Origin of the sequence: Tundrisphaera macrotermitis, from assembly GCF_051175315.1 — a bacterium.
In the GTDB taxonomy this organism is placed as follows: domain Bacteria; phylum Planctomycetota; class Planctomycetia; order Isosphaerales; family Isosphaeraceae; genus Tundrisphaera.
This window is the reverse complement of the sequence record NZ_CP195100.1, coordinates 2,498,724-2,524,575: the sequence shown is the minus strand read 5'-3', so window position 1 is coordinate 2,524,575 and position 25,852 is coordinate 2,498,724. Positions and strand designations below refer to the sequence as shown.

Genomic DNA, 25,852 nt, shown 5'->3' with positions numbered 1-25,852 from the left:
TTGCCCGCCCCGCATCGCTTCCCTTATACCGGACGAGCCCCCCGAGTCGTAACCCTCCGTCCCGAGCGATCCCCCCCGCATGGCACCGACCCCGCCCCGAGCCCCCCAGGACGAGGCCACCGACCTCCTGATGATGCGCCGCGCCCTGGCCCAGGCCGCCGAGGCCGCCAGGCTCGGCGAGGTGCCCGTCGGCGCCGTGATCGCCTCCGGGGGCCGGGTCGTGGCCGAGGCCCACAACCTCCGCGAAACCCTCCACGACCCCACGGCCCACGCCGAACGCCTGGCCCTCGCCCGGGCCGGGCAAATCCTGGGATCCTGGCGTCTTGACGGCTGCACGATGTATGTTACACTCGAGCCGTGCTCCATGTGTGCGGGCGCCATCGTCCTGGGCCGGATCACCCGGCTCGTCTATGGCGCCCCGGACTGGAAAGCGGGAGCGTGCCGGAGCCTCTATCGCCTCGCCGATGATCCTCGCATGAATCATCGCGTGTCGGTGTCGGACGGCTTGCTCGCGGAAGAATGCGGAGACCTGCTGTCCCGGTTCTTCCAGGATCGTCGCAATCCCGACGTCGATCCGCCTCGGAGGGGTGCCTGAGTGGCCGAAAGGGCCGGTCTCGAAAACCGGTGTGGGTGCAAGCTCACCGTGGGTTCGAATCCCACCTCCTCCGCTTCCCAAGTGCCTTGAAACAAGCCGATTGCCCCGCGAGCCGCGTCCCCGACGCGGCTCGCGGCATTTCCACGGCAGGGGCGAAACCGGCATCCATCGGCCCCCGATTGTCGCATGGCACCCCATGCGGACCCATGCAGGCTGCACGGTAGGTCTCTGGGAAGGCGTATGCTCCGCCGGCACCCGGGGCACCCCTAGCCGGGTGATTCCACATCACAATCCGGGGCCGGCGGACGGCCTCGGGCACGAACAGCCCTGCTCTCGGCCGTCGTCATTCGCAGCCGAGGCGGGAGCATCGTCGCGGCCTGCGAGCCGCGTCCTTCGCCATGCCGGAGGCGGGGTGGAGTGCCGCGGGCCGACTGGGAAAGCTTCCCGACCTCGGGGAAGTCCTCGACGCTCTCCGCGCCTCGCTCCCAGCGAAGCCGGCCGCACCCGACGGCCCCCGAGACCCGAGACGCCGAGGGACGACGTGGCCACATTCGGCGGCCCAGTGTCGGCGTGCGGCCTTCCGGGAGAGGCCGCCTCGAAGTCCTCCCGCTGCCCATCAGTCGAGGGTGTGAGGATCCACGGGCCATAGTCTAGGCCGGATCATCGAGGTCGCACCATCGACCGGGCCTTCCAATCCTTCATCCAGATCATCGTCCGCCGACTCCTGCTTTCGGAATTGAGCTTCCCCCTCCGAGTCGCTCCTGCCGTCGATGATGCTCGGCAGTGCGTCGATGTCTCCGCTAGCCTGCCAGTCTTACCCTTCGGGGTTGCCTGCGGCGGCGACGGCGGGGTTGGCGAGCCTGCGGCGGAGCCCGAAGCTGCTGGCCTCATTCATCCGGCACGCCGCGATCACGATCCGGCCGCCACACCCGTCCCGTTCGCGATGCCGGGGTCGGAAATCGGGCCAACGCATGAGAGATCGCATCAAATCCGAAATTTTCCCGACACAACAAGAGATCAACCGGGATATTTTAGATACATTTGACCCTTGGATCCGGCATGATCTTCCAACCGGCATGGGATCCGGCCATTCTGGCGAGTTCCCCCGCACTCGAACACGGTAGGCCATGAAATCAGCAACGAATGATCCGTCCCAAGGCCGAGCCCACGACAGGTCGACCGACGCGAGATCATCGCGGCGATCGGTCCTGAAGGGAGGATTGGCCGGGGCCTTGGCGACGATGGCCGGCACGACGGACCCGGCACGGGCCGAAGGCGGCAATCGCGCCCGCTGCGAGGCTCGCGAATTCATCCAGCCCTGGCAGGTCGATGAGGAGGACCGTTGGAAGCGTTTCCTGCCATTGCCCGGGGACGTCGGAGGATCCGCCACCGACAAGCCGGCCCCCGGGACGGCGCCGATGTACCGGATCAAGCCTCGCGGATATATCCATCGGGATGACATCCGGAGGGCCGTCGCCAAGGCCAGGGCACGCGTCGAGGCGGAGGGGATCGACACGACGGACATCCGCGTGTGGATCCATGCCCTGGGCGAGCAGGGATATCCCAGGGTGGACACGCTCCGCCCGAACCCCGACGGGAGCGGGGTTCCGATGCCGCTGGACCCGCCCGTCGGGATGGTCGAGCATGGGATCGCCCCGGAGTTCTGGGGCCGGGTCGGCAATTTCTCCCCCGAAGAATTCTGGGAGGTGCACGCGACGATCCCATTTTATGAGGTCCACGTCCGGGAGTTTCGGGCCCAGGTCCTCCCCCCCGTGAAGATCGGCGGGGCCAAGCGTGACCTCAAGACGACCCTCTGGGGCTATGACGCCCAGGTGCCCGGGCCGACCTTCGTCACCGACTCGCTCCGCCCGGTCGTCGTGCGATTCCACGACGATCTGCACGACGAGAAGGACCCGGAGCGGCTCCACGCCGAACTCTCGGTCCACCTGCATGGGGCCCACACCCCATCGCATTCGGATGGGCACCCGGCGTTCCTGATCTGCCCGGGGCAGGCCCGCGATTATTACTATCCGGTCGGCGTCCCCAAGCGGGCCGGCGCCGACCCGATGGGCCGGGGCGAGTGGGACATGACCGAAGCCCCCTCGACGATGTGGTATCACGACCATGCCAACGACATCACCGCGCACAACGCGCTGATGGGGCTCGCCGGCTTCTGGCTCATCAGCGACGAGTTGGAGAAGCGGTTGGTCCACGGCGAGAAGGAGTCCGACGGCACGGTCAAGGCTCCCCCGCTGCTGCCCGGCCCCGACCAGGACATCCCGATCGCCCTCGCCGATCGCTGCTTCTGCCAGGATGGCCGGCTCCACTTCGACCCGTTCGATCACAACGGCTACCTGGGCAACTTCGTCCTGTGCAACGGCGTCGCGTTCCCCAAGCTCGAAGTCGAGCCTCGCAAGTATCGGTTCCGCTTCCTCGACGCCTCCCTCGCGCGGATGTACCGGCTGGAGTTCCGCAGGGAGTCCGACCTCACATCCGAGGCCCGCGGCGAGGGCGATCGGCAGGCGCCGAAGCCGGATCGCACGAGACCGATCAGCCACCTCGACCCCGAAGACCCCGACCGGGCGATCCCCTTCTGCCGGATCGGCAAGGATAGCTGGCTCTACCCCAACCCCCTGCCCGACCAACGCTCGATCTTCCTCGGGATGGCCAATCGCGCCGACATCGTCGTCGATTTCAAGGAGTACGCCGGGCAGACGCTCTACCTCGTCAACACCCTCGAACAGCGTGACGGCCGGGGCCCGGGCCACGGGGACAACGAGGAGGACGGCACCAATCCCCGCGGCGACAATGATCACCCGCCCTTGATGAAGCGGCGGACCTCCGGCGGGCCCGGGGCCGGCGAAGTGGGCCCCGATCACGGGAGCGGCAAGGATGACCTGGATGACTACGCGGTGGTCCGACTGATCCGCATCGAGGTCAAGCCCGGCGTGGTCGACGACCCGTGCCGGTTCGACCCGACGATCGAGATGCGCCGGCATGAGGACCTCCGCTTCCGCCTGTCTCGCCAGATGACCGACGAGGAGATCGACGCCCTGCCCGTGCGCGAATTCGACTTCGAGCGGCGCAAAGGGGCCTGGCAGATCAATCACCGATTCTTCGACGAGGAGGTCGCGGACGCCGTGCCGAGCCTGGACGGCCCCGACGGGGGCCTGGAGCGTTGGATCTTGAGGAACCGCAGCGGGGGCTGGTGGCACCCGATCCACCTCCACCTGGAGTCGCACCAGCACATCCGCCAGTATCACAGCCGGGGCGGCGAGGACGGCGTGGTCAAGGTCGACGTCCGGTCGATCCCGCCCGAGGATCGGTTCAAGCACGACACCACCGTGCTCGGCCCGAATCTCACGGTCGAGATGCTGATGCGGTTCCGCACCTTCTACGGCCCGTTCGTCTTCCATTGCCACAACCTGAATCACGAAGACATGCGGATGATGGCGACGATCGACCCGAGGCACGAGGGGAGCCAGAGCCCCCTGCCCATCCGGCCCGAGCAATGGTTCGGCGAGCCGCTGGGGACCGAACCCTGCGCCGAGGAAGGGGGCAAGGCATGACGGAGCCGCGATTCTCCCGCCGGGCGGCCCTGTCGTTGGCCGCCCTGCCGACCGCGCTCGGCCTTGCCGGTTGCTCCTCGCGGGGCGAGGCCGGCGAGGCGCCCGAGCCCCGGATGACGGACCGACTGCCCGACACGCCCCTGGTCGGCCACGACGGCCGCGCGGCCCGGTTCTACTCCGACCTCGTGGCGGATCGGCCCGTGCTGATCAACTTCATGTATGCCCGATGCCAGGGCTCGTGCCCGGCCACGGTCGGGCTGCTGCGCCGGCTCCGCCCCGAGATCACCCGGGTCGCCGGCGCCGAGGTCCGGATCCTCTCGGTGACGCTCGACCCGGCGCACGACACGCCTCGCATCCTCGCCGACTATGCCCGGGCGAATGCCCCCGAAGAGCCCGGCCTGTGCGAATGGCGATTCCTGACCGGGAAGCCCGGGGATGTCGATTCGCTCCGGCGGGCCCTCGGCTACTGGGACCCCAATCCCAGGGTCGACGCCGACCGCTCGCAGCACGCCGCCATGCTGACCTTCGGCAACGATCGGCTCGACCGCTGGGCGACGATGCCCGTGGGGATCCCCGAACGCCAGATGATCCGGTCGATCGCCCGCATCCTGCGCGGCCCCGGACGAACTGCCTGACACGAGCGGCCCCGGACGTACCCCAATCTCGATGGGACCCCCACCCTTGAACGTGCATCGTCCTCGCGCCGTCGCGGCGTGGTCGGTCGCGGTGACCGCCGCGGTCGCCCTCGGCCTGATCGCCGCCGATCATCCCCGACAGGCCGCCGAGACCGGACCACAGCCGGATGCGACCGGCTCGCCAGGTCCGGCCGGCCATGGCGACCCCGGGGATGAGGAGTGCCTCACCGCCCCGTTGAAGACCAGCGCCCTGGCGAAACGCAAGGCGGAGGCCCATGAGGCGCTCCGCGACCAGCGGCGATCGAACAACTCCCGCTCGTCCGGCCCGCGCCTGGCCGAGAATCTTCGCGAGTTCGTCCGCGACCGGTCCGCCGCGATCGCGCTGGGCAAGGCCTTGTTCTGGGACGTCCGCCTCGGCAGCGACGACCGGACGGCCTGCGCCACCTGCCACTTCCGGGCCGGCGCCGATGCGCGGACCCGCAACGTCCTGTACTCGTTCGAACGGCTGCCCGACCTGGGCCCTGCCCCCGAGTTCCCCGAACGCGACAGGCAACTCGCCGACATCACCCGCGAGCACCAGCCGGAGATCGCCGAGACCGGCCGCACCTTCCCCAGGGAAAGGCGCTGGTCGGTCGGTTCGGAGGGGATCATGCTCCGGCGGTTCGACGGACTGAACGCCGATGGGACCGAGAGGTCCGCCCCCCTGACGCCCGAGCATCGGGCCGCCTTGCAGCGGCCGCTCAACCTGTTCGGCGAGGACTTGCGACAGGTCACGGCCCGCAACGCCCCCACGGTGATCAACGCGGCATTCCTCGACCGCCAGTTCCTCGACGGCCGCGCCGCCTACCTCTTCAATGGGTACGACCCGTTCGGGGAGCATGGAGATGACTCCCTCAACACCCTGGGGCGGTATCGCGTTTTCGGCGGGAAGCCGGTCCTGCTCCCATACCTGCGGATCGAGGGGGCGTCGCTGGCGTCGCAGGCCCTCGGCCCGATCCAGAACGAATTCGAGATGGCGTCTATCGGCCGCACCATGGTCGACGTCGCCCGGAAACTCCTGGATCGCCGGGCGCTCGAACTCCAGCGCGTCGCCCCGGACGACTCCGCCCTCGCCGCCTACGCGGACCGGGACGGCCCCGGGCTGCGTCCGACCTATCGCGAATTGATCCGCCAGGCATTCGACCCCGAGTGGTGGGACACGCCCGTGAAGGTTGCGGTGCGGATCCAGGATCCGACCCTCGAGCCCGGCTATCGCGTGATCCCCGACGTCCCGGTCATCGAGGCGAACTTCAGCCTGTTCTTCGGCCTGGCGATCATGCTCTACGAGAGCACCCTGATTTCCGACGATGCTCCATTCGACCGGTTCACCCGAGGCGATGCGTCGGCGATCGTCACCAGGGATCCCAGGACTCCCCAGGATCCGAGGAATGCCTGGCGCGGATTCGAGAAGTTCCGCACGTTCGGGTGCATCGACTGCCACGGCTCGCCCACCTTCGCCGGGGGGACCTCCGAGGAGGTACGCGGCGACTTCCGCGAGATCGAGCCCGAGACCGAAGACTCCCCCGACGAGATCCCCGACCCCCAGGGGCTCGAACTCGTCGAGTGGATGAAGCGCAACCCCTTCGTCCGCAACAACCGCACCGAGCCCTACGACAACGGCTACTACAACATCGGCCTGCTCGGGGAGAACACCGCCCCGGATGAGCCCCGCTACGACGATTTCGGGGTCGCGGGCGGCGTCCGACTCTTCGTCCCCGACTCTCCCCGACGCGAGAACATCCTGCCCCTGGTGCAGAGCTACACCAAGGAGAAGTCGCCGACGGGGAAGGATGCCGTCCAGCAAGGCCCCTATGCCCTGCCGAATGCCAAGCTCCAGGCCCATGCCCGCCCCGCGCCGGGGGCCGATGGCCAGGGGCGCGAGCCGGGGCCGCTCAAATTCAGCTTTTCGATCTCCAAGAGGCGTTTCGGGGCCAAGGCGGTCGCCGACGCCTCGTTCCGCACCCAGACCCTCCGCAACATCGAACTGACGGCCCCCTACATGCACAACGGGGCCTATCGGACCCTGGAAGGCGTGCTCGAATTCTATGCGAGGGGCGGCGATTTCGATGAGACCGTCAATCCTCACCTGAACCCCGCCATGCGGGAACTCGGCGCCAATCAGGGTACCCGCGAGGGGATGAGCCCGGCCGATCGTGCCGATATCATCGCATTCCTCCGGACCCTGACCGACCCCCGGGTCGCGAAGGAGCAGGCCCCGTTCGACCATCCCGAACTGCCATTCCCCCGCCCGGAGCAACCCACGATACCGGCGGTCGGCCGAGACGGGCGGGCACCGATGAAGGCGGCGACGGCGGACGGCCCCGCGCCCGGCGTCGCCATCGCCTCGGAGGTGTCGCGATGAGCCGGCCGACCACCCCGACCGCGCGGCGTCCGATGGCCTTCGACTTCCCGGGGGTCCTCGTCGGGTGCGCCGAGTACGACGACGGCCCGACCGGTTGCACGGTGGTCCGCCTGCCCGCCCGCTCGCTCGTCACCGTGGATATCCGGGGCGGCGCCCCGGCCACGGTGATGGGGCTCGACGGCGAGGTGAACGCCATCTGCTTCGCCGGGGGCTCCCTCTACGGCCTGGAGGCCGTCTCCGGGGTGACCGCCGCGATCGCCGATGGCGTGGGCGAGGGGAGGCCGACCGGGCTGGCCTCGATCCCCATCGTCCGGGGCGCGGCGATCTACGATTTCGGGGCGAGAGCCAACGCGATCGCGCCGGACCAGGCGCTTGGCGCCTTCGCCCTGACGCACGCGATCGGCGGGATGATCCCGCTCGGCCCGGTGGGCGCCGGACGATCGGCGACCGTCGGCAAGTTGGGCGAGGCGGATCCGCCCTCCGAACCCTCGATCGCGACCCGGGAGGGGGGCGGACAGGGGGCCGCCTTCGCGATGGTCCGGGTCGACCCCGACCTGTCGATCCGGTTCCTGGCCTGCACCGTGGTCAATGCGGTCGGCGGGATCGTCGACCGCTCGGGCGCGGTGGTCCGGGGGCACCTGGCCGCCGACGGCGGCCGGCTCCGCGCCTCGGAAATCCTCCGCCGAGAATCGGGCGGGACGCCGCCCGCCCGGGGCAACACGACCCTGAGCCTGGTCGTCATCGACCGCTGGCTCCCCGACTTCCACGCCCGGCAGATCGCCCGGTAGGTCCACTCGTCCATGGCGAGGGCCCTCGACCCATTCCACACGGAAACCGACGGTGATATCCTCATGTTCGTCCGGTGCAACCCGGGCCTGGAACCTGAAGACTTTTTCCTCGGCGACGGCGCATGGTCCCCGGCCACCCGCGCCCTGGGGATCGAAGGGTCGGAATTGATGTGGGACGCCGTCCTCGCCTGCTGGCAGCCGGATTGACGAGAGAATGCCACCCACGGAGGGTCGAATTTACCAACCCGGCCGGCCCCTCGGAGACAGGGCGGCGGGCAAGACATCCTCTTCATGGGCACGGTCATGACCTTCCGCCTCGCGACTCTCGCCCTCCTGCCAATCCTCACGGCCGTCGGCCCGGCCGTGGCCGCCGATCCGGTCCCCCGTCAGCCCGCGATCGAGACGCCGATCCAACCCACCTCGAAGGAGCAAACCAGGCCGCTGGCCCCCGGCGAATGGGTCGCGATCCGGGAGGGGGCGACTCTCCTGGTCGGCTCGGGTCTCGCACCAGCGGCTTCGTTGCCGATGCTGTACCGCGTCGGGTCTCCGAATGACGTCGCTTCCGACTGGGTCCAACTCGAAGGGCCCGCTCGGATCCAGGTGCGACCATCCGACGTGCTACCGGGCGACGAGGCCCTGCGGACCCTCGGCGAATGGCTGGGATCGAGGCCTTACGACCTTTCGTTGCGCCGGGCGCGGGCGCTGATCGAGGTGTCGAACCGTCGGGAATCCGACGCGATCGCCGATCTCGATGCCGTGCTGAGCCAGAATCCCCGCGACGCCGAGGCCTATTTCGCGCGGGCCCTCGCCTATGGCGGGCTTTCACAGGAGCAGGGGGAGACCAGCAGCGATCAACCGCTGGCCCTGTCCAGGGTCGCCCAGGATCAGAGGGCATTCGGCGACCTCACCGAGGCGATCCGCCTCGACCCGACGCGGGGCGAATTCTACCGCGAGCGGGCGCGGGCGGCCGCCAGGCTCAGGTATTTCCCCCGGGCGACCGCGGATTATACGACCGCCATGGAACTCCTCCCGGAGAGCAAGGACATCCTCGTCGAGCGGGCCGTGACCTACTTCAAGATGAATGAGTTCGCGCGGGCGATCCGGGATTACGACGAAGTCATCCGGTCCGGGCAGAAGACCGCGACCGTCCTCCTCGGCCGAGCACGGACCCGACTGGACGCGAACGGGACCCGCTATGCCGAGGCGGCGGCCGATTACCGCACCGCCATCGAACTCATGGCCCAACCCGATGCGATCCCGGACACCGAGCCTGGTCGGAGTGAGCATCGCGACCGCCTGCACCTGGCCCGGTTGGATCTCGCCGTCGTCCTGACGAACCAGCCTGTCCCCGACCAGGAAGGGGCATTGGCCCAATACGATGCCGTGATCGTCCCTGCCTCGGTCGAGGCCCAGGAGAGCCCGGAGATCGCCGCCCTGAGCCTTGAGCCGGCGGAGCACGACGCCGTACTGCTCTCCGCATCACGCGCGGGCCGTGTCCATCCCGAGATCCTGGCCCGGGCCCATGCCGGTCGCGCCCCCCTCCTTGTTGCGAAACAGGACATCGCCGGCGCGATCCGTGATTACAGCGAGGTCTTGAAACGGCATCCCGAAGACGTCACCGCCCGCCGCGCCCGTGCGCAACTCTACTTCGAGCGGAAAGAGTACGCCGATGCTGCGGCGGACTTCGTCGAATTGATCAAAGGCAATCCTCGTGATGCCCAGGCCCTGAAGAATCACGCCAGGGCCTCGATGGCCCTGGTCAAATATTCCCAGGCCATCGCCGACTATGACACGTTGATTGCGATCAACCCTCGTGACGCCGAAGCTTTCCTGGGTCGGGCCCGCGCCCGGCAGCTTCAGGGACAACGGGAGAAGGCACTCGCGGATTTCCAGGTCGTGTTGCGTCTCGACCCGTTCCAGCGAGACGCCCGCGTGGAGGCGGCGGACCTCGCCGGTTCCCCCACCCCGGGTAAAATTCAGCTCCTGGCGCAGAATCTCGGAAACAGCCTCAAAAATTATTATCCGATCACCGGGTATCTGTCCGACATGTCCATGTCCACCGATTCCGCACCAGTTGCCACCTTGCTGCCCGGGTCGAAAGACTCCGAGTTGCTTGCCAAGCGTCAACTCTACGAAACCCTCACGCCCCCGCAGGCGGACTTCCGCGCGAGCAGTGCCAGGGCCAGATGACGCCGGACGACGTCCGGGGCGACCTGCGACCAGGGGGCGTGGGCGGGTTGATCGTTCCCCGCCCACGCCTGGGCAAAATCATGGCCGGCCCATGATCCGTTCCAGGAGCGGCCCCTTCGCCGGGGCGGGGCCGGCGGGCTGTCGGCGGAACAGCCCGTGGTGCTTCCTGGCCGTCGTGGCGGGTTCGTTCCGGATCGGGACCGAGACGTTGACCGAGGGGGTCCCGCCGGAGGGGACCACGATCATGGTCTGGGCGGTCGCCGGCTTCTGGGCCGCGGCGGGTGCGGCCTGGGCCGCCGTCGGGGCGATGGCGGGGGCCGGCGTGGCCGGGCCCGTGCCATCGGCCGGCAGCGGCGGGAGCGCCAGGTCGTCGACGGGCGGGACCTGTGCCGGCCGGACTTCGGGGTCGATCTCCCTCGGGGCCGCCGTCGAGGCCCTGCGAACCAGGGGGTCGCCGGCCGGGGCGGCGAGGTTGGCACCCGGGGTGCCCTGATTCCTGCTGGCGGTCGCCGTCGCCGTGGCGGTCGCCGTCGGGGTGGCAGGCTTCGCCGAGGCGGGGGGCGCGGCCTCCCCGATCGGCTCGCTCGGGGGAGGCGGGGCGGCGCCGATGACGAACTCGAAAGCGAACACCGGGACGTTCAGGGCCATCGATCCGGCCGAGAGTTCGGCGTCCCCCCCCACGACCGGCTGGACCTGGACCTGCCTGGCCTTCACCTCGCCGGGGATCAACTCGCCCGCGTCTTTATAAAGGCCCACAAGCTTGTTGACGAGGGCGTCCAGCCCGTCGGAGTCGATCTGGTAGGACCCGTCGCGAAGCGGCACCTTGGCGACCTCGATCGGCGGCAGGATGGTCTTCCCGGTCAGCGGAAAGGTGAACCGGAGATTGACCGATTCGGGGAGGGGTGCCTGGGGATCCGTGGGCTGGAGGCGGAGCGTGGCACCGGTCTGAAATTTCCTGACCGCATCGACCAGGAGCGTCTTCTCTCCACGATGGGCCGACAGCCCGACGGCGACTTCCGGGTTGATGAACGCGAAGGAGGCGGTCGACTGGACGGGGCCGAATACCGGGGCGGGGGCGGGGGCGGGATCGTCCGGCTTCGCCACCGGGAAGGCCAGCCGATTCGAGATGCCGTTGGGCGTGGCCACGTACATCTCGACCACCTCGGTTCGGTCGCTTCGGGCGGCCTTGGCCACCTTCGGCGGGATGCGGACCCGCATCACCTCGCGGCTCAGGATGTCGTAGCTCCCTTCGTCCTGGATGTTGATCTGGCCGCCGTTGGATGTCAGGAGGATTTGCTGGCCGTCGGCGGTCCTCAGCGGGCTCAGCGCCGTGCCGACCAGCACCGGGTTATTGTCCTTGTCCGTGGTGAAGGCCCTGCCCTGCCCCTCGCGGGGCAAGGCCTTGCCTCCGACCACGACGGCCGTCTCGTAGATGCTGAAATCCTTGCCGTAGACGATGACCTCGTTGGCCCTGGTCGTGTCGAGGAACTCGACCCCCTCGAAGCCCGAGAGTTCGGGGACCAGCGCGGAGACCCCCTGGGTGAACAGGGCGAAGCCCCCGAGCGTGTTCTCGTAGGGGACCTTCACGAACTGGGTCTGCATCGGCAGCATCACTTCGAGCTGATGGAGCTTGTTCCTCAGCCGCTCCGCATCGTCGGGGCGATAATGGCCGTCGATGCAGGCGGCGTCCAGGGTGTGTCGGGCCACGTTGATCCGCCGTCCCAGCTCGATCGTCCGCTTCGTGTCGACCTTGCGATCGTCGGGGTCGTGGAGGTGGAACCAGTTCCCGTCGACGTCCAGCCTCATCCCCCGGACGAACGAGGGCATGACGACCACGGCGGTCAGCTCGCGCATCCCGGGCTCGATCTTGCTGTTCTTGAGCTGGTAGTTCGGCCCGGGCCCGCCCCGGAGCAGCAGGTTGGCGACCGCCCGACCGTTGCCCTCCTCGGGAGGGGTCTGGAATCGGGGGGTGAACCTCCAGCCGAACGTGTCGGTGCCGTGGGCGAAGGCCGCTACGGTCTGGTTCAGGGCGATCGTCTGGGCCTCGTACTGCAGTTGCCGGGTGAATTGGATCGCCTGGCGGAAGCTGATCCGGCCCGACGAGAGGGCGAAGGCCACGGCCAGCTGGAGGTCGCGGCGGCGAGTGAAGGCGTCCTCGATATTCTGCTGGTCGGTGACCGGTTCCAGCGAGAAAGTGATCATGGGCCACCGGGCCTTGATGTATTCCTGGAAGGCGACCTCCGCATCGGGCAGCGGGGTCGGCACATAGAAATGGAACACGTCGAGGTCGGCGGGGCAGGCGTAGCCGTCCACGCCCTTGGTCTGCCTCATGTCCTCGCGGAGCTGGCGATTGAGCAGGCCGGCCTCGATGACGATGGCCCACGACAGGACGCCGATCGAGCGGTATCGCAAGTTGCCCGGCAGGCGGTGCGTGAAGCTCTCGTAGAGGGTGGCGAATTCGTTCCGCTCCTCGGCCGAATCCTTGGCGACCCCCTTCGGCCCCTCGAACTTGCGGCAGGCGACCTGGTTGGCCAGATCCTCGATATATTCGACGTCCTCGAGCAGCGGGGGCTGATCCTTGCACCGCCCCTCGACCAGGTCGTAGGCCGATTCCAGCTCATGGCGAAGGTACGAGCGGACGTCGGAACTCTTCACCTTGGCGGTGGCCGGCCACGCGAGGAAGTTCATGTCCAGGGCTTGCTGCGTGTCGTAGGCGAGGTTCAGGATGTTCTGGGCGATGAAGACCCGCTTGATGTCGCTCGGGGCGATGGAGTAGGTCCGGGAGCCGGTCCTGCTGGTCGGGAGGGACTGGGCCACGTTGCTGATCTTCCTCATCGCTTCCAGCAGGTCGGTCAGCTTGAGTCCCGCCTCCTCCCGCTCCCGGCTGGGCGCCAGGCGGTCCAGATATTCCCTCTCCGCCTCGATGCCGGCGAATTCCGTGGGCGTGCCGGGGGCGAGCGTGGCCGATGCCGAGGCGAGCTTCCCCTTCAAATCCAGATAGGCCCTCCTCGCGTTCCAGTAATCGTAGGCCGTCCCGGTCCGGATCGATTCGGTGACGACCGGGGCGAGCTGATCGATCACGTCATTGATGACCAGGTTGCGGTAGGTCGCCGGGAGGAATCTCGGCCCGAAGTCGTGACGCATGGTCATGTTGACGACGGCGCCAAACCCTTTCTTAGTCTTGTCCCCGGGCTGGATCGAGACGGGCACTCGCATCAGGTACAGGCCATAACCGGCGGAGTCGGAGTTGTCGTCGCCCAGGTTGATCCGGCGGATGCGCTGGAGGTGGGTCAGATAGTCGGCCTTCTGGTCGAGGAAGACGTTGGGCTCCAGGCCGAATTCGGTGCTGGAGGCCAGCACGGACGGGTCCTTGGTCCCCTTGACGACCTGGTTCAGCAGGGTGAACGTCGCCTCCGGGGCCTTCGAGGCGTCCGGGATGGGGGGGGTCGCGATCTCGCCATCCTTGGTGACCAGGCCCATCACCGTCGTCCGCTCGGAGTTGAGTTGTTCCTGCGTGCTGATTTGCGGCGTGAATCCCGGGGCGAACGGCGTCAGGGCGGCCCCCAGCGCGGTCTGGCTGCTCAGCGATGCCGAGTCGCTCCGGGCGATCCTCCCCGAGATGTAGCGGGTGAAGGTCGTCAGTTCGGGACTCATGGTGTCCTCGAACTCCCGGCGGAACTTGGTCATCCGGGCCTGGCTCCAGACGTCGGGCTGCTTCACGACGACGGTGCCCTGGTCGAGGATGTTGGACTGGATCTCGTCGATCATCCGGGCGACCTGGCTGAGCGTCGGCGGGGCCGGCTCGCCGCGCATGTGGCCGAGGATGTCCCCGCCATCGGCGGGCATCCGCGACAGCCCGACCAATACCCCGGAAATCGCCAGGGTCATCCCGATCCGTTTCATCATCACACCAGACCCTCACATGGACAGACCACGTCATCCGCCACGAACGACATGGGATTCAGGATCGGCCCCCTCGCGACGATTCTCCAGGTATTATCGAATATGACGAGAATGAGGGCCTTCCGGGTGAGGGCCGCGGGCAGATTCACAACCGACCAGGTCGTTTAGACTGCCATATCATGATTTGACGCTTAATTGGACGGCGAAAACCCCCTTTGAAAGCGGCGAATCCGAGTGATTCCACGCCCGGCCGGGGGCCCCGGCCACCGCCCCGGCGCGAGTCGGCGCCGTCGGCATCCGGGGACGCGGACTTGACCCGAAGAATCGGGCGAGGCCTCCAAGCTGCATGATAAAGTTGTCGCGTCCCGGGGCACCCTCAACGCATTCGGTTGCGTGATTCAACTCGATCTGAAGGAGTTGAGGAGCCCCATCTCGCCCACGTCGCACGGAGGTCATGAACGATGAGAGCTCGCCGGAATTTCCAACCCGGATTCGTGGAGGCGCTGGAGGAACGCAAGGTGCTGAGCGGGGCCGGAGGGGGTGTCGCGACGACCGCGGCGCTCCACCGCCCGTCCGACCGGGGTGCCAGGGGACAATCCAGCTCGGTCGTGGCCATGGTGAATGCGTCGTTCTCCGCCTTCATCCGCGAGTATGGCGCCACGCGAGCGGTCTATCTCTCCTCGATCCAGGCGCGGACCGCCCCGATCGGCGCCACCTCGACGAACCCCATCACGGGCGACCCGGCGGGCGATCTCGCGGCGATCAATCAGTACACCCAGCAGCGGGTCGACCTGCTCGCCCAGCAGCTGCGCAACAACTTCCAGCAGTCGCCCATCTACGGGAAGAAGGATCGGGACAACCCTTCCGACCCGATGGCCATCATCACCAAGAAGATCAACGCCTCGACGAACGCCAACGGCAAGATCCCCTTCGACAAGGGGACCCTCGGCAGGGCGCTCTTCCAGGCGACCCCGAGCCCGACCGCGAGCCCCACCGCCATCGCCCTGAACTCGCTGGCGCAGGACAATGCGATCGAGGCGGCCCGGGTCGCCATCATCAACGGCATCAATACGTTCAAGCACAACTCGACCAAGAAACACTGATCGAGGCCGACCGATCGGCGAGCCCCGGCCCTGGGCCGTCCCGACTCCGCCCGAGCACGCCAGGCCTCCTCGGGTCCCCCCAACCTCGTCCGGGAGTGCATGCATGCGGAAGCGTCCTTCGAGAGCGGATCGTGTGAGGGGCGGGGTGCGGAGGCCGTCGCCCGGGCCGATCGAACGGCTGGAGGCCCGGGACCTGATGGCATTCGTCGTCGGCCCGGTCCTCGCCGTCGAGGACCAGTCGTTCCAGGGCAAGGTCGCGACTTTCGCCGCGTCCGACGTGGCCGGTTCGGAGGCATCGGCCGCGACGATCGCCTGGGGCGACGGCACGACCACGCCCGGCAGCATCGCCGCGAACGGGACGGGCGGCTTCGACGTCATCGGCATCAAGACCTACGGACGCCCCAGTCGCTATCAGGTCACCGTGACCCTGGTCGGGTCGGACGCGGACAAGACGCGGACCTCCGCCCAGGGGGAAGCCAGCGTGACCGAGGCCGACCTGTCTCTGGTCGCGACGCCCTTCACGGCCATCACCGGCCGGGCCTTCAACGGGACGCTCGCCACCTTCCAGGATTTCGGCGGGACGGCCGACGATTACCGGGCGACGATCCGATGGGGCGAGGGGGAGGCGACGACGCCCGCGACCGTCACGGCCGGGGCCAATGGGGGCTTCGCGGTGGGCGGCACGTACACGTACCGCGACCCGGGGGCCGAGGACGCCACCGTCTCCATCGTCCGCATCTCCACCGGGCAGGTCGCCGACGCCGTCAGCCAGGGTACCATCGTGTCCTCGGCCCTGAATGCGTCCGGGACGGTGATCGCCGCGTCGGCCGGGGCCTTGATCTCCGGAGTGCCGGTCGCGTCGTTCTCGGACCTCGACGCCGGCACGACCGGCGCCGACTATTTCGCCACGGTCGCCTGGGGGCCCGGGCTGCCGACGACCGTCGGGACGATCGAAGCCGTCGCCGGGTCCGCCGGCCAGTTCATCGTCCGCGGCTCGTTCACCTATTCCGCCGCCGGGACGCAGCAGGTCACCGTGACCATCACCCGACGCCTGACGGGCCAGGTCGTCACGGCGACCACCGCGGCGATCGTCCAGCCGGTCGCGGACGTGGTCGCCCCCCTGCTCGGGTCCGGCTTTCCGATCACCACCACGGCCGGCCAGCCCTTCTCGGGGCCGCTGGCCTCGTTCGCCGACCCGGCCTCCGCGAGCAATCAGGACCCGGGCGTGTTCTCGGCGGCGATCTCCTGGGGCGACGGCACCACCACGCCGGCCACGGTCGCCTACGACTCGACCGCCAGGAAATTCCTGGTGTTCGGATCGAAGACCTTCGCCACGCCGGGGGTCTTCGGGGTGCGCGTCACCGTCGTCCGCAAGGACTCGGGCACGGATTATGCGCTGGACACGACGGCGACTGCCTATGCATTCGCCGGGGGCCTCGACCCGCTGACCGACCTCGGGTCGTCGAACTCGGACGGCATCACGGGCGATCACCAGCCGCGATTCCTGGGCACGGTCGAGCCGCTGGCCTTGGTGCGCCTGTTCGCCCGCCGGGCCGACGCGTCGTCGCCATTCCCGATCGGCGAGACCATCGCCGGGAGCGACGGCCGGTGGGCCCTGACGTCCCCCCCGCTGGACGACGGGACCTACGCGATCACCGGGGTCGTCCTCCCGACCGCCGGATCACCCTATCCGGAGGCCGCGATCACGACGGTCCGGATCGACACGGTCGCCCCCCGGGCCCTCGGGGTCGCCTACAATCCGAAGACCGGGATCGCGACCGCCACTTTCCGCGACGACCGGAGCGGGATCGACCCGGCACGCCTGGACGTCGGGAGGGTTTTCAGCCTGGCAGGACCGCGGGGCCCATCGAAGTTGAAAGGGACGCCGGTCGTCTCGACCCCATCGGCCGACTCCAGGACGGTGATCGTGACCTTCCGCGTCGCCCCGGGCCATCGCAAGGGCAAGCATGTGCTGCGGGTGGCGGCGGGGGGGCTGATCGATCGGGCGGGCAACGCCTTGGCCCAGAAGACGTTGCCGGTCCGCGTCTCATCCATGGCCCGCCGACCCATCATCACCCCCAGGGTCGACTGACCGGGGTCCCATCCATCCTTCCGCGTGATCGGCCCGGACGACGCGAATCCGAGCGGCCCGGGATTTTCGGCGGGCGGCCTTGCCGGAGGGACACCCAGATCCCTCCGGCAAGGCGTATCATCCGCCTCGCCCCTCCCACAGTCGAGGGCATAAGTTAGGAGCATCCCGACGCCGGGGCGGGCTCCTACCCCGCGCGTCGCCGCTCGGCTATCCTGGCCGTCCGGCGCGGGTCGCCGGCGCGGCCCGGCGATGCCGGATCATCCCCACCCCTGGGCGAGACGACCCGATGAATCACCTCCTCCCCGGCTGGCTGCTGGCCATCGCCTCCCTGGCGGGACTCCCGACCGAGGGCCGATCCGCCGCGCCCGATCCCCTGCCCTGGAAGGCCGGGGTGGCCCGCGTGGCCATCACGCCGGAGAAGCCGCTCTGGATGGCCGGCTATGCGGCGCGGACCAGGCCGGCCGAGGGCAAGGAGACCGAGTTGTACGGCAAGGCGCTCGCCATCGAGGACGCGAAGGGGACGCGCCTGGTCATCGTCACGCTCGACCTCATCGGCGTGCCGCGCGTGCTCCGCAAGAACCTGGAACGGCGCTGCGGCGAGGCGTTCCAACTGCCGCCGGAAGGGCTGCTGCTCAACGCCTCGCACACCCACAGCGGGCCCGAGTTCCGGCTCGGCCACTCGGCCGGAGACGATGCCGACACCCGGCCGACCCAGGACGGCGAGGCCTATGGCGCACGCCTGGAGGGGCAGCTTTTCGCCCTGATCGGAGAGGCTTTGGGCGGGATGGCACCGGCCCGGCTCGGATACACCCACGCGCGGGCCGGCTTCTCGATGAACCGCCGCCTGCCCACGCCCAAGGGCTATCAGAACAGCCCGAACCCCGACGGCCCGGTGGACCAGTCCGTGCCGGTCTTGCGCATCGAGGGCGAGGGCGGTGCGCTCCGCGCCGTGCTGTTCGGCTACGCGTGCCACAACACGTCGCTCGCCCTTTACCAGTGGAACGCCGACTACGCCGGCTACGCGCAGGAGTTCGTGCAGGCCGAGCATCCGGGCGCCGTCGCCCTGTTCCTGATGGGGTGCGGCGGGGACCAGAATCCCTACCCGCGCAAGACGGTCGAGATGGCGCAGCAGCACGGGCGGGCCCTGTCCAACGCCGTCGAGACCGCCCTCTCGGTCGCCCCCCGCGCCGTGTCCGGCCCCTTGCGGGCCGCTTACGGCGAGGTGGACATCGACTATGACCCGGTTCCGACGCGGGACGAGTTCCGCAGGCGGCTCGACTCGCCGAACCCGGCCGAGGCCGGCCACGCCAGGCGGTTCCTCGCCCGGCTCGATGCCGGGGAGACGCTGCCGACGAGCTATCCCTGCCCCGTGCAGGTCGTCCGCCTCGGCGACGACCTCGTGCTGGCCGCCCTCGGCGGCGAGACGTGCGTGGACTATTCGCTCCGGCTCAAGCGAGAGCTCGCGGGCGGGGCCGCCGTCTGGGTCGCCGGCTACAGCAACGACGTGATGGGCTACGTCCCCAGCCGCCGCGTCCGCGAGGAGGGCGGCTACGAGGCGACCGAGGCGATGCGCTACAGCCGGATCCACCCCGGCCCCTGGTCCCCCACGCTGGAGGAGAAGATCATCGCGAAGGTCCACGAACTCGACGCTCGCCTGGGCCGGTGATCACGGCCGCGTCTCGTCCTGCAGCCCTTCGAGATAGATGAGGCCCTGCCTCGCGGCGTCCAGGGGGTCGGAGGCGCACTCGTCGAGTTCGATGATCCAGTCGACGGGTCGTTGCAGGGCCCCGAGGATCCGCCGGAAGTCGACCGCCCCCGTCCCCGGCGCTGTCATCGGCTCGCCGTGGACGGCCGGCCCATCCTTTAGGTGGAGGGATCGGACCCGCGGCATCAGGTCGAGCAGCACCCCGGCCGGGTCGAAGCCGGCCGCCTGGGCCCAGTACACATCCAGCTGGAAGAAGATGCCGGGGTGCAGCTCCGCATCCAGGCGACGGATCGGCCGCACCCCGCCGACCGGCTCGAATTCCCACCAGTGGTTGTGGATGCCGAATTGCAGCCCGTGGTCGCGCGCGAGGGCCCCGGCCGCATTGTAGGCCGAGATCAGGTCGCCGACCCCCTCGGGCGAATCGAACCGAGGATCGCGCGGCCACCCGTGCCAGATGATCTTCGGGCACCGGCACGCGCGGGCGACCTCCGCCCACCGGCCGATGTTCTCGGGGGTCGGCAGGTCCCCGTGGATCGAGACGACGGACAGGCCGTGGTCCGCGAGTGCTTCGAGGATGCGGCCCGTGGACAACCCCTCGGGCGGCGGGGCGATCTCGATGGCCGAGAAGCCGACCGACCTCACCCGGGCCAGCGCCCGATCCGGGTCCGCCGCGAGCGCCTCCCGGATCGTCCAGAGTTGCAAGGCGATGGGGTCGGGACGCTCCACGGCGATGGCCCTCGGCGACTCGATCTCATTGCGTCCGTCGGCCGGGCACCACGGCCCGGCCGACGGGGCGACTTCAGGAAACCTGGTCCATGGTGATCGCGGCCTTCGCATCGACCGAGGCGCGGACCAGCAGGCAGGCGAGGACCGCCGCGCGGCCGTGCTCCACGGTGCAGACCGGCTCGCTGCGGTTGCGCACCGAGTTGACGAACGACTGGAGCGACAGCAGCGTGTTGTTCGTCACCGGCCCGCCCAGTTGCTGGTCGGCCTTCTTCAGCTCGGGGCGGTAGGAGAACGTGCCGGTGTTGAAGTCGACGCCCCCCCTGGCCCCGATCAGCCGGGTGTATTCCTCGTTGAATTTGGTCGGGGCCACCCAGCTGTGGATGATGTTCACGAAGACGTTGCCGGGATACTCGACCACGCCGGAGTAGTAGTCGTGGACGTCGCGGTCGGGCTGCTTGTCGCGGAACAGGTCGTCGCGGCCCATCGCCATGGCCCGGACCGGGGCGGCGTTCACCGCCCAGTTCAGGACGTCCCAGTTGTGGACCGCCTGCTCGACGATCCAGTCGCCCGACCGTTTCTTCTGGCCGAACCAGCCGTAGAGCGGGCCCCAGGAGTTCGACCAGAGGATCCGGCCCTCGACCAGCGGGCCGATCTCGCCCCGATGCACGGCGCCGATCGGCTCGATGAAGTGGGTATCGGCCCGCCTCTGGTGGCCGATCTGGACGATCTGCTTGCTGGCCCGGGTCGCCGCCACCACGGCGTCGAGGTCGGCCCGGGTCAGGCACATCGGCTTCTCGCCGTAGAGGTCCTTCCCGGCCGCGATGGCGTCGAGATAGCACCGGGCGTGCAGGTCGCACGGGATGGCGCTGACGATGGCGTCGATGCCGTCGGCCTTGAGGATCTCCTTCCAGGATCCGTCGGTGGTCAACAGCTTCGGCCGCTTCTGCCCGGCCGCCTCCACCGCCTTCGCCGCGGCCTCCAGGCGGGCCGGGTCGACGTCGCAGATCGCGCGGACCTCGACGCCCGGGACTTGCAGGATGTTCTTGAGCAAGGCGGAGCCGCGGCTCCCCACGCCGATCATCCCCACGCCCAGCGTGTCGTTGGGGCCCCGGACCGCGGCCATCAGGGGCGAGGCGGCGATGGCCCCGGCGGTCGCGCCCAGGAAGGTTCGTCTCGGCAGGCTGGTCATCCGCGGATCCTCCAGGCCAAGGGCGGCGACGCGATGCCCCGGAGAGCGGGACATCCTCCACGTCGCCGGCGCGGCCGCCCCAGTCGAATCGATGCATGACCCGGATGCAAGGGGCTCGTGCGGCCCATCGCGGCGCGGAGAGATGCGGCGGGGCGGCCGGTCGATCTGTTAAGGTAGCGGGAGGTCGGGGCCCCCCGCCCACGTGCCCGGCAGGCTCAGCGGACGGACATCCTCGATGGATCTGGCGTACTACAAGCAGGTGGCCGCGGAGCTGTCGGCCCTCGATGCGAAGGTCAACGACCTCCTCCCGCCCCGGTATCAGCACTGCTACAGCGAGGTGTCGCCCACGTCGATGGGGTCGGCCGGGCTGGTCTACGGGCCGGATGGCAAGGTCGCCTGGGACCGGATCTGGACGACGTTCTGCGACCTGGCCCTGGCCGGCGGCCCGCCGCACCGGGGCAAGCTCCTGGAGCCGCCCACCGGGGCGGAGGCGGCGGCCGAGCCCGATCGATACGCGGAGGTCGTCGCGGAGATCGGCCGGGCCATCGGCCTGACGACCGGCCTCGCCACGGTCGAGGAGGCGCCGGGTTGGGTCGGCGTGCCGTGCCGATCCCCGGCGGAGGCCGCCTGGCTCCAGTTCGCCGTCACCGCCGAGAACGTCTCCGCCCGCCGCCGCGGGGCCGTGCTCCTGCTCCCGGCCGGCCCCGGGTTCCGGGCCGAGAAGGAGATCAAGAACGTCGTCGTCGCGCTGGCCAAGGCCTGCCACTACTGGGAAGGCCACCTGACCGAATCCCAGCAGGCCCTGGCCGGGGAGGATGCCTGGGAGCCGGCCTCCCCGGCCGAGGCGGCCGCGAACCGCCCCGACTACGACGAGTCCCTGGATCAGGTGCTCCGGGCGGTGCAGGCGGCGGGCCGGCCGGCATCGACCGGCCGATACGTCGGATGGGCGGGCGTCCAGGCGGAGGACGAGGAGGAGGCCGTGTGGCTGCTCCGGGCCGTCCTCGCCGAGCGGGTGCTCGCCCGCCGGGAAGACGCGATGCTCTACCTCCCCGTCGCCGCATCGCCGGACGAAGTCCGATCGGCCCGGATCGGTCGGGCCCTCGAACAGGCCTGCCGGCTCTGGGCCGCCTACTCGGCACGCCTCCGCCCACGGTGAACCGGCATGGCCTCGCCGCCGACCATCTCGATCGGACCATCCGACCGCCCGGCTTGGTTCAGGCCCTGGCGGCCACCCGGGTCGACGTCTGATCGTCGACGGGCGTGAACTGGGAATTCCGCTTCACCGAGGCGATCCCGCGCTCCCTGGATGAATTGGAAGCGTACATCTCGCTGGTCCCGATGATCTCGCCGTTGCCCGCCTTGAGCACGAAGTACGGCTGGTCGGCCACCGAGGTCCTGCGCTCGAATCGAGCATCGTCCGCGGCATTCGCCCGCACCGACTCGATGCCGGACTCGGCGTTGTGTTTCTGCGTGTAGAGTTCGCTGGTCAGGATGACTTCGTTGTTGCCCGCCTTCAGGACGAACATGAACTGCCCGTCCTAAGACTTCTTGAGCACGAATCTGGCGGCCATCTCTGCCTCCCGTCAAGCGTGGCGGCTCGGGGTCGGTCAGGCCTGATTCTGACCCGGGCGGGATCGCGATGCAATGGGCCGGGCGAATCCCGCGTGCGCGGCGGGGATGATCCGGCACGGCCCGCGACCGGGATGGCAGGACGTCCGCACGCGGGGCAATCCGGCAACATCGCCGGAAAGCCCCGCGTTCGAAACGAAAGAAACCGGCCAGCGACGTTTCCCGGACGACGACCTCTCCCATCGTCGTCCGGTTGCCGCAACACTGGCCGGTTAGCCCTGAAGCCCGACGCGATCGCCTCGACCGCGCCGGTGACTTCTGTGTGGGAAGGGAGAGCGGGTGGGTCGTGCGAGGCTACCCGCTCTCCCCTTGGCGGTGGGCCGCTCCGATCGAAACCGGAGTGGCCGTCGCCGTGGGGTTGGTCTCTCTTGATTCTCCGTGTTTTCGCGGGCCGGCCGATCGGCTTTCGCCTCGATCGTCTTCGGCCTTCGTTGAGAGATCTAAAAGCAAGGCCAGTGCCAAACCGCAAACCGAACAAGCAAAGATCGCCACGCATCACCGCAAACTTCTGGAAATCCCCAGGATACGTCTCGACAAAAAACGAGGATCAGATGGGCCGCCGTTGGATTGGGCTGAAAACCCAATGGGCGAAGCCCGTTAACCAAGCATCCTCCGCCCAAAAAACGCACATCCTCTTTGGACGACTTTCTGGACGTTGCGTTTCGCCAGATGGACGGCGTGCGCGTCCGTGCGGTGGAGGGTCACTCGCTCCATCATCGCCACCGCCCCCGGCCGGAGGAGGCGCGACGGGGCCGCCTTCGCCTCGCCGGTCCTACCGGGAATTCACTGGGAGACGCGGGCCGTGCCGTCTTCCGCGATGGCGATATCGATCCGGTTCGATCCCCGGCCCACGTCGACCTTGAGGCCGGAGGTGCTCGGGTTGCCCAGCTTGGTCGGGACGGTGATCCGGAAGACCTTGCCGTTCTTGTCGGTGAAGGTGGGGACTTCGGCCTTCTTCGACCGGGCCTTGCGGGTGCCCGCCTGGGTCTTGGCGATCATGAACTCCCGGGGCGAGGTCTCGGGGTCGGGGAGGGCCGCGGCCGGGGCATCGGGCATCGGTTCGAGCCCGACCACCGCCAGGCGATGGGTGCCGACGATGGCGCCATCGCCCGACTCCTCGGTCGATAGGGTGAACGAGCCATCTCCGGCGATCGAGCCCATGGCCGACGGCCCGGCCGTCCCCGACTCCGCGTCGGGCTCGAACAGGATCGTGCCGTAGGGGATCGGCTCCCCCTTGTAGGTCACGGTGCCGCGGACCTTGGCGAGGTGGAGGCCGTTGCCCGACCCGCAACCGGAAGCCACCGCCAGCGCCGCCGCGAAGAGGCAGGTCTTCATCACCCCGAGATGCATGGCTTTCCTCGTCGTGTCGATTCGATAAGGGGGGAGGTCCGCCCTGCCGGGCCTCCGGGCGCGGCAGGGCGGGCCGTGGGTGCGCGGACCGATCGGCGCGGCTTCAGTAGGCGTCGGCGGAGATCACCTCGGACCGGGCCCGCGTGCTCAGGCCGGCGTAGACCCGCGGGTTGATGGTCTGCTTGATGAAGCGGATCGAGCCGTCGGTGAAGCAGAAATTGGCCCCGCCGGGGTGCTTGCTCTTGAAGGCGAAGTTGTAGACCTGGTTGCGATAGCAGTGGGTCGCCTCGATGGCGGTGATGTAGGTCGTGCCGCACACCGTGCCGTCGGTCGGGTCGGTCTCGCCGTCCTTGAGGCTCGTCTTCCAGTTCAGCGGGATGATCGACCCCCCGTAGGCCCCGTGGCCGTTGGTCCACATCAGCTGGCCGTTGTAGTGCGGCGAATTCTCGCCCACCAGGAACGTATTGCTGGTCCCATCGGTGCAGCTGGCGATCGTGGTCACCGCCCCGGAGCTGCAATCGCCGAACATCCCGGAGAAGGTGTTGTTACACCCCCAGCTCCGACCCGCCCCTTCGGTGGAATAGATGTCGAAGATCGGGTTGCCCGTCTTCTGGTCGCCCCAGCTGGCGACATAATTGATGGGGGCCGCGGTGTAGGATGTGCCGAGGTCGTTGATGTTGGTCCATTTCCGGTCGTTGAACAGGCGATTCGAGTCGTCCGTCGGGCAGAGGAACGTGGCGACCATCGCCGTGTAGACGGTCTTGTGCTCCGGGCTCGCGTTCGCCCCGTTGCCCATGGAAAAATTGATCGAATTATACAGATTCGCCTGTTCCACCTGGGGCAGGACGAACGTCGCCCACGACCACCACGATCCGCCCCACCCGACATTCACCATCGACCCCGGCGGGAAGCTCCCCACCGTGTCGTGATAGTTGTGCAACGCCAGGCCGATCTGCTTGAGATTGTTGACGCACTGGCTGCGGCGGGCGGCCTCGCGCGCCGCCTGGACGGCGGGCAGGAGCAGGGCGATCAGCACGGCGATGATGGCGATCACGACCAGCAGTTCGATCAGGGTGAACCCTCGACGGCGCATGGCAGGACTCTCCGGAAAGGGGTGGGGGAAGGCGACACGGACGTCACATGGCCGGACCCGTCTGCGATGGAGATGAAGAGGTCGACGGAGGCGGCGAGATGGGGAGATGGCGCACGGACAAGGGTGGCCCGAAGGCGCACCGCCGACGGGGGCGCGCTCGGGGCGCACCGGGACGACGCGGTCCGCCCGGCCGATCGGGCGACCGGGGCGGATACGGGCGGGCTGATCGAGGCCGGCGTGCCGGCGGTCTAGCCGATCTTCTCCTTCAAGAGCCGCTTGGCGGCCGCGAGGTCTTTGCCCCGGAACGATTCCAGGATGGTGCGGTGTTCCTCGTAGATCTCCATCGCATCCTCGCACCGGCGGCGCTGGGTGCGCCGGAAGTGGGAGCGGATGCGGCCGACCAGGGTCTCCCAGATCAGGAACAGGTCCGGCTGGCCGGCCCGTTCCAGCAGGGCCCGGTGGAACGCGATGTCGGCCTCGGCGATCGCGTGGAAGTCGCGGCGCTCGCAGGCATCCCGCATGCGGTCGAGGATCTCCTCCCAGCGGGCGAAATCCGCGGCCTCCAGCTCGTCGAAGATGAGCTGGAGGGCGTACACCTCGACGGTCCGGCGGATCGGGACGATCAGGCTGCGGATCTCGCGGGGCGCCTCGGGGGCCACGACCGCACCTCGATTCGGCCGGCTGATGAGCAGGCCCTGGAGCGACAGGCTCTGGACCGCCTCCCGGACGATCCCCCGGCCCACTCCGAACCGCTTCGAGATCTCGGCCTCGGTCAGCCGCGAGCCCGCCTCCAGCCGACCGGTGAGGATATCCTCGCGCAGTTGATTGGTGATCCGGCCCGGTCCCGGTAGGTCGGGTGCCGCTTCGATCGCTGACATCGGTGT

The 25,852-nt window shown here is 68.9% G+C and carries 19 protein-coding genes and 1 tRNA gene; 12 read left to right on the top strand and 8 right to left on the bottom strand.

From position 1 onward, the window contains the following. Positions 1-79: 79 nt before the first annotated feature. Positions 80-595 carry a tRNA adenosine(34) deaminase TadA gene (gene tadA / locus TA3x_RS10185; RefSeq protein ID WP_435020815.1) on the top strand — a complete coding sequence of 172 codons (516 nt, stop codon included), beginning with the start codon at positions 80-82 and terminating at the stop codon, positions 593-595. Beyond that, a tRNA-Ser gene (locus tag TA3x_RS10180) sits at positions 582-668 on the top strand. The genes tadA and TA3x_RS10180 overlap by 14 nt, the downstream gene beginning before the upstream one ends. 741 nt (positions 669-1,409) lie before the next feature. Here the strand turns inward: TA3x_RS10180 and TA3x_RS10175 are convergent. After that, a complete protein-coding gene (locus tag TA3x_RS10175) occupies positions 1,410-1,568 on the bottom strand; it encodes a hypothetical protein (RefSeq protein WP_435020813.1) in 159 nt (52 codons plus the stop codon). A gap of 268 nt (positions 1,569-1,836) precedes the next feature. Here TA3x_RS10175 and TA3x_RS10170 point away from each other — a divergent pair, with 268 nt between their 5' ends. The 6 genes from TA3x_RS10170 to TA3x_RS10145 all read left to right on the top strand — a co-directional run bounded on the left by TA3x_RS10170 (position 1,837) and on the right by TA3x_RS10145 (position 10,178). Further along, positions 1,837-4,164 (top strand): multicopper oxidase family protein, encoded by a 2,328-nt coding sequence (locus TA3x_RS10170; protein ID WP_435020811.1) that lies wholly within the window; start codon positions 1,837-1,839, stop codon positions 4,162-4,164. Next, complete coding sequence (locus tag TA3x_RS10165) at positions 4,161-4,799, top strand: SCO family protein (protein ID WP_435020809.1); 639 nt, start codon at positions 4,161-4,163, stop codon at positions 4,797-4,799. Before TA3x_RS10170 ends, TA3x_RS10165 begins: the two co-directional genes overlap by 4 nt. A 52-nt stretch (positions 4,800-4,851) precedes the next feature. Continuing rightward, a complete protein-coding gene (locus TA3x_RS10160) occupies positions 4,852-7,200 on the top strand; it encodes a cytochrome-c peroxidase (protein ID WP_435022335.1) in 2,349 nt (782 codons plus the stop codon). Beyond that, on the top strand, positions 7,197-7,988 hold the full coding sequence (locus tag TA3x_RS10155) for a hypothetical protein (RefSeq protein WP_435020807.1): 792 nt from the start codon (positions 7,197-7,199) through the stop codon (positions 7,986-7,988). The genes TA3x_RS10160 and TA3x_RS10155 overlap by 4 nt, the downstream gene beginning before the upstream one ends. 63 nt (positions 7,989-8,051) lie before the next feature. Next, positions 8,052-8,195, top strand: a complete 144-nt coding sequence (locus tag TA3x_RS10150) for a hypothetical protein (protein ID WP_435020805.1) — start codon at positions 8,052-8,054, stop codon at positions 8,193-8,195. Positions 8,196-8,672: 477 nt separating this feature from the next. Next, positions 8,673-10,178, top strand: coding sequence for a tetratricopeptide repeat protein (locus TA3x_RS10145; protein WP_435020803.1), 1,506 nt, complete (start codon positions 8,673-8,675; stop codon positions 10,176-10,178). A 78-nt stretch (positions 10,179-10,256) separates the two neighbouring features. Here TA3x_RS10145 and TA3x_RS10140 read toward each other — a convergent pair whose 3' ends face one another. Beyond that, positions 10,257-14,084: a hypothetical protein gene (locus TA3x_RS10140; protein ID WP_435020802.1), complete on the bottom strand. Its 3,828-nt coding sequence runs from the start codon at positions 14,082-14,084 to the stop codon at positions 10,257-10,259. A 458-nt stretch (positions 14,085-14,542) separates the two neighbouring features. On the opposite strand from TA3x_RS10140, the gene TA3x_RS10135 reads away from it, so the two are divergent. From TA3x_RS10135 to TA3x_RS10125, 3 genes are all read left to right on the top strand, one after another. Next, a complete protein-coding gene (locus tag TA3x_RS10135) occupies positions 14,543-15,184 on the top strand; it encodes a hypothetical protein (RefSeq protein ID WP_435020800.1) in 642 nt (213 codons plus the stop codon). 103 nt (positions 15,185-15,287) lie between these two features. Then, complete coding sequence (locus TA3x_RS10130; protein WP_435020798.1) at positions 15,288-17,276, top strand: Ig-like domain-containing protein; 1,989 nt, start codon at positions 15,288-15,290, stop codon at positions 17,274-17,276. 286 nt (positions 17,277-17,562) lie between these two features. Continuing rightward, positions 17,563-18,942, top strand: a complete 1,380-nt coding sequence (locus tag TA3x_RS10125) for a neutral/alkaline non-lysosomal ceramidase N-terminal domain-containing protein (RefSeq protein WP_435020796.1) — start codon at positions 17,563-17,565, stop codon at positions 18,940-18,942. Here the strand turns inward: TA3x_RS10125 and TA3x_RS10120 are convergent, their stop codons facing one another. Both TA3x_RS10120 and TA3x_RS10115 read right to left on the bottom strand, forming a co-directional pair. Continuing rightward, the gene (locus tag TA3x_RS10120; protein WP_435020794.1) at positions 18,943-19,707 is read right to left on the bottom strand and encodes a sugar phosphate isomerase/epimerase family protein; all 765 of its coding nucleotides are present in this window, start codon (positions 19,705-19,707) and stop codon (positions 18,943-18,945) included. It lies immediately after the preceding gene. Positions 19,708-19,780: 73 nt separating this feature from the next. Further along, positions 19,781-20,896, bottom strand: a complete 1,116-nt coding sequence (locus tag TA3x_RS10115; RefSeq protein ID WP_435020792.1) for a Gfo/Idh/MocA family protein — start codon at positions 20,894-20,896, stop codon at positions 19,781-19,783. Between the two features lie 235 nt (positions 20,897-21,131). Here TA3x_RS10115 and TA3x_RS10110 point away from each other — a divergent pair, with 235 nt between their 5' ends. Beyond that, on the top strand, positions 21,132-22,052 hold the full coding sequence (locus TA3x_RS10110; RefSeq protein ID WP_435020790.1) for a hypothetical protein: 921 nt from the start codon (positions 21,132-21,134) through the stop codon (positions 22,050-22,052). Between the two features lie 58 nt (positions 22,053-22,110). Here TA3x_RS10110 and TA3x_RS10105 read toward each other — a convergent pair whose 3' ends face one another. The 4 genes from TA3x_RS10105 to TA3x_RS10090 form a co-directional block, all read right to left on the bottom strand. Further along, entirely contained in the window at positions 22,111-22,422 is a 312-nt protein-coding gene (locus TA3x_RS10105) for a YegP family protein (RefSeq protein ID WP_435020788.1), read from the bottom strand. An 886-nt stretch (positions 22,423-23,308) separates the two neighbouring features. Beyond that, positions 23,309-23,875, bottom strand: coding sequence for a hypothetical protein (locus TA3x_RS10100; protein ID WP_435020786.1), 567 nt, complete (start codon positions 23,873-23,875; stop codon positions 23,309-23,311). 103 nt (positions 23,876-23,978) lie between these two features. Next, complete coding sequence (locus TA3x_RS10095) at positions 23,979-24,968, bottom strand: DUF1559 domain-containing protein (protein ID WP_435020784.1); 990 nt, start codon at positions 24,966-24,968, stop codon at positions 23,979-23,981. 248 nt (positions 24,969-25,216) lie between these two features. Then, a complete protein-coding gene (locus TA3x_RS10090) occupies positions 25,217-25,846 on the bottom strand; it encodes a GntR family transcriptional regulator (RefSeq protein WP_435020782.1) in 630 nt (209 codons plus the stop codon). Positions 25,847-25,852: the final 6 nt, after the last annotated feature.

What these genes read in the sequence shown, in the direction of transcription:
- tadA (WP_435020815.1), top strand. Translation starts at nt 80, where the DNA reads ATGGCACCGACCCCGCCCCGAGCCCCCCAGGACGAGGCCACCGACCTC.
- TA3x_RS10175 (WP_435020813.1), bottom strand. Translation starts at nt 1,568, where the DNA reads ATGCGTTGGCCCGATTTCCGACCCCGGCATCGCGAACGGGACGGGTGT.
- TA3x_RS10170 (WP_435020811.1), top strand. Translation starts at nt 1,837, where the DNA reads ATGGCCGGCACGACGGACCCGGCACGGGCCGAAGGCGGCAATCGCGCC.
- TA3x_RS10165 (WP_435020809.1), top strand. Translation starts at nt 4,161, where the DNA reads ATGACGGAGCCGCGATTCTCCCGCCGGGCGGCCCTGTCGTTGGCCGCC.
- TA3x_RS10155 (WP_435020807.1), top strand. Translation starts at nt 7,197, where the DNA reads ATGAGCCGGCCGACCACCCCGACCGCGCGGCGTCCGATGGCCTTCGAC.
- TA3x_RS10150 (WP_435020805.1), top strand. Translation starts at nt 8,052, where the DNA reads ATGTTCGTCCGGTGCAACCCGGGCCTGGAACCTGAAGACTTTTTCCTC.
- TA3x_RS10140 (WP_435020802.1), bottom strand. Translation starts at nt 14,084, where the DNA reads ATGATGAAACGGATCGGGATGACCCTGGCGATTTCCGGGGTATTGGTC.
- TA3x_RS10135 (WP_435020800.1), top strand. Translation starts at nt 14,543, where the DNA reads ATGAGAGCTCGCCGGAATTTCCAACCCGGATTCGTGGAGGCGCTGGAG.
- TA3x_RS10130 (WP_435020798.1), top strand. Translation starts at nt 15,288, where the DNA reads ATGCGGAAGCGTCCTTCGAGAGCGGATCGTGTGAGGGGCGGGGTGCGG.
- TA3x_RS10125 (WP_435020796.1), top strand. Translation starts at nt 17,563, where the DNA reads ATGAATCACCTCCTCCCCGGCTGGCTGCTGGCCATCGCCTCCCTGGCG.
- TA3x_RS10115 (WP_435020792.1), bottom strand. Translation starts at nt 20,896, where the DNA reads ATGACCAGCCTGCCGAGACGAACCTTCCTGGGCGCGACCGCCGGGGCC.
- TA3x_RS10110 (WP_435020790.1), top strand. Translation starts at nt 21,132, where the DNA reads ATGGATCTGGCGTACTACAAGCAGGTGGCCGCGGAGCTGTCGGCCCTC.
- TA3x_RS10105 (WP_435020788.1), bottom strand. Translation starts at nt 22,422, where the DNA reads ATGTTCGTCCTGAAGGCGGGCAACAACGAAGTCATCCTGACCAGCGAA.
- TA3x_RS10100 (WP_435020786.1), bottom strand. Translation starts at nt 23,875, where the DNA reads ATGCATCTCGGGGTGATGAAGACCTGCCTCTTCGCGGCGGCGCTGGCG.
- TA3x_RS10095 (WP_435020784.1), bottom strand. Translation starts at nt 24,968, where the DNA reads ATGCGCCGTCGAGGGTTCACCCTGATCGAACTGCTGGTCGTGATCGCC.
- TA3x_RS10090 (WP_435020782.1), bottom strand. Translation starts at nt 25,846, where the DNA reads ATGTCAGCGATCGAAGCGGCACCCGACCTACCGGGACCGGGCCGGATC.